Annotated in this window: 11 protein-coding genes; 3 read left to right on the top strand and 8 right to left on the bottom strand. The window is 37.8% G+C overall.

What is annotated here, in order from left to right; genetic code table 11:
• Positions 1 to 49 precede the first annotated feature (49 nt).
• The 4 genes from QZ548_RS05315 to QZ548_RS05300 are packed head-to-tail and all read right to left on the bottom strand — an operon-like array spanning position 50 to position 2,596.
• Positions 50 to 445, bottom strand: a complete 396-nt coding sequence (locus QZ548_RS05315; protein WP_295868916.1) for a YbaN family protein — start codon at positions 443 to 445, stop codon at positions 50 to 52.
• On the bottom strand, positions 445 to 1,812 hold the full coding sequence (locus tag QZ548_RS05310; RefSeq protein ID WP_105089523.1) for a PTS ascorbate transporter subunit IIC: 1,368 nt from the start codon (positions 1,810 to 1,812) through the stop codon (positions 445 to 447). Before QZ548_RS05310 ends, QZ548_RS05315 begins: the two co-directional genes overlap by 1 nt.
• A 31-nt stretch (positions 1,813 to 1,843) precedes the next feature.
• Entirely contained in the window at positions 1,844 to 2,119 is a 276-nt protein-coding gene (locus tag QZ548_RS05305; protein WP_005385725.1) for a PTS sugar transporter subunit IIB, read from the bottom strand.
• 12 nt (positions 2,120 to 2,131) lie between these two features.
• The gene (locus tag QZ548_RS05300; protein WP_005385724.1) at positions 2,132 to 2,596 is read right to left on the bottom strand and encodes a PTS sugar transporter subunit IIA; all 465 of its coding nucleotides are present in this window, start codon (positions 2,594 to 2,596) and stop codon (positions 2,132 to 2,134) included.
• Positions 2,597 to 2,958: 362 nt separating this feature from the next.
• On the opposite strand from QZ548_RS05300, the gene QZ548_RS05295 reads away from it, so the two are divergent.
• Genes QZ548_RS05295 through QZ548_RS05285 form a run of 3 tightly spaced genes read left to right on the top strand, consistent with a single transcriptional unit; the run spans position 2,959 to position 5,764 of the window.
• The gene (locus QZ548_RS05295) at positions 2,959 to 3,966 is read left to right on the top strand and encodes an iron ABC transporter permease (protein ID WP_295868913.1); all 1,008 of its coding nucleotides are present in this window, start codon (positions 2,959 to 2,961) and stop codon (positions 3,964 to 3,966) included.
• Positions 3,967 to 3,992: 26 nt separating this feature from the next.
• A complete protein-coding gene (locus tag QZ548_RS05290) occupies positions 3,993 to 4,739 on the top strand; it encodes an ABC transporter ATP-binding protein (RefSeq protein WP_295868910.1) in 747 nt (248 codons plus the stop codon).
• Positions 4,740 to 4,759: 20 nt separating this feature from the next.
• The gene (locus QZ548_RS05285) at positions 4,760 to 5,764 is read left to right on the top strand and encodes an ABC transporter substrate-binding protein (RefSeq protein ID WP_295868906.1); all 1,005 of its coding nucleotides are present in this window, start codon (positions 4,760 to 4,762) and stop codon (positions 5,762 to 5,764) included.
• Positions 5,765 to 6,055: 291 nt separating this feature from the next.
• On the opposite strand, the gene QZ548_RS05280 is transcribed toward QZ548_RS05285, so the two are convergent.
• The 4 genes from QZ548_RS05280 to QZ548_RS05265 all read right to left on the bottom strand — a co-directional run.
• Positions 6,056 to 6,229 (bottom strand): hypothetical protein, encoded by a 174-nt coding sequence (locus tag QZ548_RS05280; RefSeq protein ID WP_199176261.1) that lies wholly within the window; start codon positions 6,227 to 6,229, stop codon positions 6,056 to 6,058.
• Between the two features lie 415 nt (positions 6,230 to 6,644).
• Positions 6,645 to 7,643 carry an inorganic phosphate transporter gene (locus QZ548_RS05275; RefSeq protein WP_105089527.1) on the bottom strand — a complete coding sequence of 333 codons (999 nt, stop codon included), beginning with the start codon at positions 7,641 to 7,643 and terminating at the stop codon, positions 6,645 to 6,647.
• Entirely contained in the window at positions 7,636 to 8,265 is a 630-nt protein-coding gene (locus QZ548_RS05270; RefSeq protein WP_105089528.1) for a DUF47 domain-containing protein, read from the bottom strand. Before QZ548_RS05270 ends, QZ548_RS05275 begins: the two co-directional genes overlap by 8 nt.
• Before the next feature lie 335 nt (positions 8,266 to 8,600).
• A partial coding sequence (locus tag QZ548_RS05265; RefSeq protein ID WP_295868903.1) for an iron hydrogenase small subunit occupies positions 8,601 to 9,236 on the bottom strand: 636 nt, incomplete at its 5' end.

Here is a 9,236-nt window from a genome sequence, read left to right as displayed (position 1 = left end):
TCCTCCCATTAAAGCATGCTCTAATGGGAGGATTTTCATATTATTATTATTAATTTTTTGTTTTAACTACAAATAATAATGCTATAACATGAGCAATCCATACGATTGCCATGATGATAAGGGCAATAGGAATATTCCTAGAAAAATAAGCACCTATTAACATAATTGTAGTTACAGAAGCTAAAATAGACAACTTTGTCCGCAACGTCAATGCTTTATCGCGTTCATACGCACCAACTGTCTTTTTATATAGTTGGGACTCCAAAAACATTCTGTGAAAGCGTTCAGATCCACGTGCTAAACAAAATAAGGTAAGCATATAAAAGGGGACTGTTGGCAATATTGGTAATACGATACCTGCTGTACCAAGGCAAAAACTTATAGCACCAAGGGTCAAGAATATATATCGAATTACTACATTACTATGTTGCTCAGTTGTTTTCATTACTCCTCTTCTACGTAGTTAATAACTTTACCTTTTGTTTTAATAAAGTTTGGAATAATAAGTACAAGAGCTGCAATCGCTACGATGCCATAGATACCTGCCATACCAATCCATTCGAATGCATGACCTAGTACAAGGCCCATTACAGCAAAGTCAGCATCACCAAATGTTGTATTTTGGAAACCTAATTGACCAAGAACTGGCAATGCCAATGCTGGCAAGAAAGTAATAGCCAACCCATTAAGGAATGCGCCTACTGCAGCACCACGGCGGCCGCCTGTAGCATTACCATAGATACCTGCTGTTGCACCGCAGAAGAAATGAGGTACAAGGCCAGGAATGATTAATACGCCACCTACAGCACCAAGGATGAGCATACCGATGATACCGCCGATAAAGGAGCTAATGAAGCCCAATACTACTGCTGTTGGAGCATATGTAAAGAATACGGCACAGTCTACTGCTGGGATAGCATTAGGGATAATTTTTGTGGCAATACCTTGGAATGCAGGAATTAAATCACCTAAGATCATACGTACACCGGAGTATACGATTGTTACACCTACAGCAAAGTTCATAGCGCTCATAACAGCATATAAGTAAGGACTCATATCACCAGATAAAGTAGCTACAAACTCAGAACCAGCCGCAAAGGCTGCAATCAAGTAGAATACAATCATAGTTAATGCTGTAGATAATGTAGAATCACGTAAGAAGCCCCATTTTTCTGGAATTTCAATGTCTTCTGTACTATCGTCTGCTTTACCAACATATTTAGCTACCCAAGCGGATAAATAGTAACCTAAGCTACCAAAGTGACCGATGGCAATTTCATCGCCTTCTGTAACCTTAGATGTATAGCTTTGACCAATTGCTGGAGAGATAGCAGACCAAGCGCCCATCAAGAAACCACCTACAAGGATGAGTTCCATACCGGACAAGCCAGCTGTACCGAGTACGGCAGACATAAGACAAGCCATAAATAAGCTGTGGTGACCTGTTAAGAACACATATTTGAACTTGGTGAAACGAGCAATACATAAGTTCATCAATAAGCCTACTACGAGAATAGACATCGTTTCAACGCCAAGTACCTTTTGTGCTACAGCCACGATAGCTTCGTTATTTGGTACTACACCAGTAATATGGAAGCCATGCTCAATCATCTTACCTAATGGATCAAGGTTGTTAACGATAACACCTGCACCAGCTGCGAGCATTAAGTAGCCAAGAATAGGTTTCAACGTACCAGTCATGACCTTATGAAACGGACGTTTCAAGGCAATCAAGCCAATACATGACATAATACCAATTAAAAGTGCTGGTTGAGACAGCACATCACGTAAGAACTCTAATACCATTTCCATGGCACTACCTCCTATATATAGTTGTTACATTTTATTGAGCTGCTTGTTTTAATGCATCAAGAATATCTTCAGTGATTTTCTTTTTATTAATATAGCTGCGAACAATAGCCACATTCTTGTCTTCAAATTGTTCAGCCAATTCTTTTACAGTTACAATAAGGTCCGCTTTACGGCCTTGTGCAGCATTAAAATCAATAGATTCAACTTGTGCATCAATACCATTTTCAGCACAGATTTCTTCAATTTTCATTTTTAGCATCAAGCTAGATCCAATGCCATTACCGCATACAGTTAATACAGAAATCATACTTGCCTCCTACTAAACGTATTCTTGATCTTCTAAATGCTCTGCCAAGAATGCTTGTACATCTTCGATACTTTCAAAATCAGCAGCCGCATCTAAAAACTCATCATCCTCAAATAATGTAGCAATATCTGTCAACAACTGAATATGTTCATCCTTGTTCGGAGCACACAAAAACAACGCCACAGAAACAGGATCATTGTCAGGACTACCAAAATTCAATGGTTTTTCTAAGGTTACCAATGCAGTACCTACACGTTTTGCCCCATTTTCCGGACGAGCATGTGGCATAGCAAGACCTGGTGCCAATACAATATAGGGTCCCATTTCACGCACTACCTCTACCATAGCCTCCGTATAAGATGGATCAGTAAAACCAGCATCAACCATGAGTTGGCCACCGTGACGAATTACCTCTTCCCACGTTTCAGCGGGATAGTGAAACGATACATTATCCTCGGATAATAAATCTTGTAACAAGCTAACACCTCCTAAGCTTACATCTATACATATAAGTCTATTATAGCTATTCTAAGCAGTTTTTCATATATCAAAATAACAATAAGCTTATTAAAATGAATAAATCTAACATTTAAAACAATCATTTTATAATTTTTTAACATCAACTCAATATATGCGTAGCCGCTCATATTATTTCACTAAGCGTACTTAGATTATTCAACACGATTACAGAACAGTTCTACATTTAGCCCTTTAAATATTATAAACATTCCATACCTATATATTTCATACCTATACAAGTATGTATATTGTATATATATAGAAAATTCTCTATACTTAGATAAGGTTATATTACCTATAAAATAGAATAAGGAGATTTTATGCAAACATCTATAAAAGCATTAATACTATGTGTAATACTATGTATTTCATTGGTAACGGCGTTGCAATTTGGATCTACGTTTATTCCTTTGGAGCAAATCATTCAGGCCCTTATGTCTATGGCTGATCCCAATGCCACGGCTACAATGACAGATACGATTATTACGGATATACGATTACCTCGACTCATCTATTCAGTCTTAACAGGTATAGGCTTATCCCTTGTTGGTTTACTAATGCAGACTGTTACCCGAAATGCACTCGCTGATCCCTATGTATTAGGTGTTTCATCAGGTGCTAGTACAGGCGCTGTGTTTGCCATTATCATGGGAGGTCTACTGCTATTAGGTGCCTATAACACACCTGTTTTTGCAGCTTTAGGTGCGGCCCTCTCTATTATTTTGGTATTGCTTTGTGTTGGTAAAAGTAATAGTCCTGTAAAGCTTATCCTCATCGGTATGGGCATGACTGGTATATTCTCTGCTCTAACTATGATGATTATTTACGGGGCAAAACACGAAGCACAAGTTCGTAGTGCCATGTTCTGGTTATTAGGTAGCTTTGCCGGTATACAATGGGGTGATTTACCACTAACAGCCATCATTGTGACATTATTTATGTTATATATCTACCTATTTAACCAAGATTTAGATGTATTATTACTAGGCAATCACGAAGCAGCGCAAATGGGCTTATCTGTAAAACAGTTACAGTTGAGCATTGTCATTATATCCTCTATTGTTATTGCTACATTAGTATCCAAGGTCGGTGTAGTTGGATTTATTGGCCTTATTATTCCTCATTTAGCGAGAATCATAGGCGGTCCAAAGCACAAACACACCTTACTATTCAGTACACTCATCGGCAGTATCGTGATGATTTGGTCCGATGTATTATCTAGGGCCCTCTATAGTCCAGAAGAAATCCCGATCGGGGTTCTCACATCCCTACTAGGGGCTCCATTATTTATTTGGATTATTATGAATCGTTACAAGCACAATGGTTAGTGTATATCATATCTATAGGAGATACTATGTATCAAATTAATCAGTTGTCCTTCTCCTATGAGAAGAAAGAAGTGTTAAAGAATATTTCTGTAACATTTCCTAGTAATAAAATTACAGCCATCATCGGCCCGAATGGATGTGGTAAGTCCACATTACTGAGTCATCTGTACCGACTACTACCATCTAAAGATAAAATCATATTGAATCAAAGACCTTTAGAATCATATAAAGGCCGAGAATTTGCTCAATTAGTAGCCGTTCTAACACAATCAAGAGACTCTATGATCGATGATTTTCTCGTAAAAGATATCGTTCTTATGGGGCGCTATCCTTACAAACAACACTTCGGCACATATAGCTCAGAAGATGTAAAAATAGCAGAGCATTATATGCATGAAGTAGGTATTACGCATTTAGCAGATGAAGAAATTCATCATTTATCAGGTGGCGAAAAACAACGTGTATTCATCGCCAAAGCATTGACCCAAGAGCCTCAAATTCTACTCTTAGATGAGCCTACGAACCATCTAGATATGAAATATAAAATAGCACTGATGAAACAATTGCGAGCGTTTAAAGGCACAACTATCGTAGTCTTACACGACTTGAACTTGGCCGCTCAATATTGTGATCATGTGGTTATTATGAACAAAGGAACCATCCTAAAGGAAGGCTCCCCTACCGAGGTGTTAACACCTGAAATTCTTGAACCCATATTTGAAGTTCCTTTCAAAACATCTTGGGATGAAGGGCGCTATCATTTATATTATTAATTCAAAAGAAAGGGCTTACTATGTTCCAAAAATTAAGAAAATCAAAAAAATTGTTATTAGTTGTTATGGCATGCGCAACCTTTGCTATTGCTGGTTGTGGTTCTGATACAACTAAGAACACTGCTGATAATGGCAATGCGGTAACATGGAGTGAAACATTTGACGGTACTAAAACTGACTTTGCTGTAAAATCCGCTCCTACCCATGCAGTATCCATGTCTCAAGCAACTACAGAAATGATGCTCCAACTAGGTCTTGAAGACAAAATGGCTGGTACAGCTTTCAAAGAAGAAGAAATCTATCCACCTCTACAAGCAGCCTATGACAAGGTAAAAGTCTTATCCGACAAATGGCCGTCCTACGAAGTATTCATGTCTGTAAAGCCTGACTTTGCAACAGGCTGGCCTGACTCTTTTAGCAAACGTGCTATTCCTGCAGATAAAATGATTGCTCAAAAGGTTAACATCTGGCTTCCTGAATCCATGTTGTCTACAAAAGCAGATTTAGAAACTAACTTTAATGACATGATTAAATTAGGTGAAATCTTCGGTGTTAAACCTAAAGCTGAAGAATGGGTTGCTAGTCAACGTAAAACGTTAGCAGCTATCCAAGCTAAATTAAAAGACTTACCTCGTAAACGGGTATTCATTTATGACTCTGAAGATGGCCAACCATTCACAGCCTTCGAAGGTTATACTACAAACATCTTGAAACTTATCGGTGCCGATAATGTAATGAGTGGTTTAGGTGTTGATAAAACATGGGCTAAAGGTTCTTGGGAAACTGTAATTGCTCAAAATCCTGATTACATTATTATTGCTGACTATGGTAACTCTATTCGCAACGATGATGACTTCCAACAAAAAATTGAAAAAATCAAATCTAACCCTCAACTTCAAGATATCACTGCTGTAAAAGAAGGTCATTTCGTTCGTGTAAAACTATCTGAGATCACACCTGGCGTTCGTACAGTAGATGCGTTAAAACGTTTAGCTGAAGAAATTCACGGCGTAAAAATCGACTAACGATTTACTCAGCTATGAAAGTATTCTATTAGCTAGTCCTATAAGTTAATAAAATTATATATAGTATTAGATCGTATTTGTCCTAGGTAGTTAAATATACTGTGACATATACTATAAGTAACGGAAAAGGTCCCAATTCAATGAATTGGGACCTTCTTCGTACTGCTTTGTATTGCACACAGCATATGGTTAGAGAGTAGAGATGTGTTGTAGTTGAAAGATTTAAATAATGGGTTATTGTAATATAGATTAAAAGTTTATTATGTTGTATATGCTGTGACAATGCCTTATTTATGCATTTCTAGTACATTGTTGCCTATAGCGTTTATCATTATTGGCCTTGATGGCCATAATTAATGGTTTGAGTGAAAGAAACTCTTCATCACTAAGTCGAATAGTTCTACCAATACGTTTAATCGGATTACGTGGGCGCCCGGCACCGCGTCTAGTTCCACCCCATGCCATATACATACCTCACTTTTCACTTGAAAAACTCCTTCTACCGATAGTATAACCTCCGTTACATAAGTATGCAATAGTTATTCATTATAAACAGTCCTAAAACAACTATTAAACAAGTAATAAACCGCATTTATTAATAAAATGCATAATCAAGAAAAGCACATATTTATAAGCATTTCGCTATATTCAACTTGAAATCTAACATTAATGTTGCCAAATATAGATAAATCGCTTTTATAGAATATAGTATTTAAAACCTAGTGTATGCCTACATTCTTTGATGACAGGTTCATAATAAACTACAAAAAATATTAAAATCTGATTCATAAATTGTATAACTCAATGAATCCAATTCTTAAACAACAGAAATAAAAAAAGACTGCTTTCGCAGTCTTTTTTAGTTTTATATAGTTATTTATTAACCAAATAGTAAGTGACCGATTTCATAAGCAATAGCCGCTACAATACCAGATAATGGAATTGTTACAAACCAAGCCAAAACCATCGATCTTGCTACGCCCCAGTTAACAGCTTTAAGACGTTTAGAGGAACCTACGCCAAGCAAGGAACCACTTACAACGTGTGTCGTACTTACAGGTAAATGTAAGAATGTAGCTGTAAAAATAGTGATAGCAGAGTTTAAGTCAGCAGCAAAACCATTAATTGTTTCTAGTTTAAAAATCTTAGTCCCCATGGTAGAGATGATTTTCCAACCACCCACTGCTGTACCCATAGCCATAGCCGTAGCACAACAAAGTTTAACCCATAATGGTACATCCAATGTATCAATGAAGCCACCGCTAAGCAAGGTTAAGGTAATAATCCCCATCGCCTTTTGCGCATCATTAGAGCCATGAGAGAAAGCCATCATGACGGCAGACACAATTTGCATGGATCTAAATCTATCATTTAGTACAATTGGAGAGAATCTACCAAAGATAAGCAACAATACTTTCATCACAATATAGCCACCAATCATGGCTACAATTGGAGATAAAATAAGGGATAAGAAAATTTTTAAAATACCCGCCTCATTTAAGGCATCAAAGCCTACGGACCAACCTACAGCACCGATGATACCACCGATAAGCGCATGAGAGGAGGAACTAGGAATCCCCCAATACCAGGTAAGCAAGTTCCATGTAATGGCACCGATGAGAGCAGCCGAAATGATTCCACTATTGATAAGGGACGCAGACATTACGATGTCGCCACCGATTGTCTTTGCAACCCCTGTACTAACCATGGCACCAAGGAAATTGAGTGCTGCCGTCATCATAATAGCCTTTTTAGGCTCAATAGCACGGGTCGAAACAGATGTAGCAATGGCGTTCGCCGTATCGTGGAAGCCATTGATATAGTCGAAGGCTAATGCTAAAAATACTACTAGCCATACTAAATAATGAGACTCAAGCATATTTCAATACTACCCGGCGGAATGTACCTACCAAATCTTCGCAACCATCGATTACATCCTCCATGGCGCTAAGGATTTCCTTCCATTTGATAATTTCAATAGGATCTGTACACTCAGTGAAGAGTTTAGCCATTTCTTCGTGGTAAATATTATCCGCTTCAGACTCAAGTTTCAATACTTGGTGTACACGGCCTTCTACCTTTACATGGTCCTTTTTAAGGCTGCCCATATAACCAATAGATTTGTTAATATGCTTTACGCATTTTACAACAATTTCACTCATACGGATAGCACCATCACTTGGATTACCAACGTGGTACATAACCATTTTATCCATGATTTCTTTAATATTATCCAATGTAGTATCCAATTGGTCGATTAGAAGCTGAATATCTTCGCGATCCATTGGGGTAATGAATGTTTTACGCAAACGTTCTACAGTTTCGGTTACTAATTCATCGGCAGCTTTTTCCTTTGTATCAATTTCAAGAAAAGCCTCTTCTTTAGAGATTTCGCCTTTAAACACACGCTCCATCATCTCTGCACTTTCATATGTAAGAGCAGCATGATTTTCTAAAATACTGAAAAATTTTTCTTCTTTTCCTTTTAATTTAAAAGCCATGAAGATCCTCCTGAAACAGTATTGATTGCTTCTATAAATATAATTTAATTATAGCACACTAACCATAATTCCTAAACAATTTACCAATCTCTATATTTTAACCCCTATGCGTATATGGCATATATACTATTCATTAGCGTGAAAGTATCAACAACATTTAGATTTCATACAGGTAGTCCCCTAAAGATTCTAAATAAAAAAGCAGATAGCTGATTGAAATATCAACTATCTGCCTTTTATCTTAAGCCATATATATGCTTTTATAGTATGTATCAACTAACTATAGTTAACTGTTACATTTACTGTTAATTATTACGGTTAACTATTTTTAGCTATTAGTTATTAGCTTCCGCTGCTGCTTTAGCTGCTTCTGCGGCCTTTTTCAAGTTAGGCACAGATGTTGGGCATGTAGCTGGTGTGCAAGCACCATTAGGACCCAAATCTTCAGAGCGGTTCACAAATGTTGTATGTAACATGTGATGTGCTTTATGGCTCATAGGTTTGCCATCGAAGAACTCAGCATATAATTTTTGGATATCTGGATTATCACAAGCCGCTTTCACTTGTACCTCTGCATCACGAGTATACAAGGAAGCAATACGAGCTTCACGAGCTTTGTCAGCCATCGGTAATTTAACGCGTGGTTGACCACCGCCACCGATACAGCCACCACGGCAAGCCATTACTTCGATGAAGTCATAATGGATGTTTTCTGCACGCATGTGTTCGATGAACTTACGCAAGTTACCTGTCCCATGAACAGCCGCTACATGTAATGTTTTGTCCCCAATTACTACGTCTGCTTCACGAGCACCATCCATACCGCGGATTGCTTCAAACGGAATCAAAGTGCTAGGAGCATCTTCACCTGTTACAAGTTTATAAGCAGTACGCATAGCCGCTTCCATAACACCACCAGTGTTACCGAAGATGATACCGCCACCAGATGCTTCACCCATCAATGGATCAAA

Source organism: uncultured Veillonella sp. (genome assembly GCF_915069625.1).
Lineage (GTDB): Bacteria > Bacillota > Negativicutes > Veillonellales > Veillonellaceae > Veillonella.
Note: the sequence above shows the minus strand (reverse complement) of the source record. Positions and strands in the feature narration are given on the sequence as shown.